The following is a 941-nucleotide window of genomic DNA, read 5'->3' on the forward strand; positions in this document are numbered from 1 at the left end:
ATGCCAATCGCATTGCCCGGTAGCTAAGTTCGGAATCGATAACCGCTGAAAGCATCTAAGCGGGAAGCGAGCCTTGAGATGAGTTCTCCCTGGCGCTTAAAGCGTCCTGAAGGGTTGTTCGAGACTAGAACGTTGATAGGCAGGGTGTGTAAGCGCTGTGAGGCGTTGAGCTAACCTGTACTAATTGCCCGTGAGACTTAACCATACAACACCGAAGGGGTTTTGTGGCTCAGTAAGAACAAATTGATTGTGTAGAGAACAAAAAAACGGCTTTCCGAATTAAAGAATTTGCTTGGCGACCATAGCGTTTTGGACCCACCTGACTCCATGCCGAACTCAGTCGTGAAACGAAACAGCGCCGATGGTAGTGTGGGGTCTCCCCATGTGAGAGTAGGACATCGCCAGGCTTTAATTTTGTTGCTTGCTTCTGTTGAAGCAAGTCACCATAAAGCTTTTTCAAAGATGAAAGTTTTATGTTGACTTTCAAAGTGGGAAGCGTATTATACGCGTCCTGCCTAAGTGCTAACGCACTGAAAGCAAAGCTCTTTAACAATATAGACCAATCAATCTGTGTGGGCACTCGTCGATAAATATCCAAAAAGATTTTATCAGTGAATCGAGTGACCAAATCAAGTTGGATGCAGGCAACTGTGATTCAATAAGAGCACAGTCAATTCAACATTACTTATGTAATGTCACTTTTTGCTTCTGCTTTTAAGCAGAGACAAAAAGCAGTATTCATTGAGCCGACACATCGTGTCACAAAAACTTTAATTGAAGAGTTTGATCATGGCTCAGATTGAACGCTGGCGGCAGGCCTAACACATGCAAGTCGAGCGGAAACGAGAGAAAGCTTGCTTTCTCGGCGTCGAGCGGCGGACGGGTGAGTAAAGTCTGGGAAATTGCCCTGATGTGGGGGATAACCATTGGAAACGATGGCT

At 45.5% G+C, this 941-nt stretch carries 3 rRNA genes; all 3 read left to right on the forward strand.

What is annotated here, in order from left to right:
• Positions 1–205: ribosomal RNA gene (locus VR7878_RS20665) — 23S ribosomal RNA — on the forward strand; the annotation flags it as partial.
• Between the two features lie 86 nt (positions 206–291).
• Positions 292–407 (forward strand): 5S ribosomal RNA (rrf, locus tag VR7878_RS20670).
• 364 nt (positions 408–771) lie between these two features.
• A 16S ribosomal RNA gene (locus tag VR7878_RS20675) occupies positions 772–941 on the forward strand; the annotation flags it as partial.

The organism is Vibrio ruber DSM 16370, assembly GCF_900163965.1.
Taxonomy (GTDB): Bacteria; Pseudomonadota; Gammaproteobacteria; order Enterobacterales; family Vibrionaceae; genus Vibrio; species Vibrio ruber.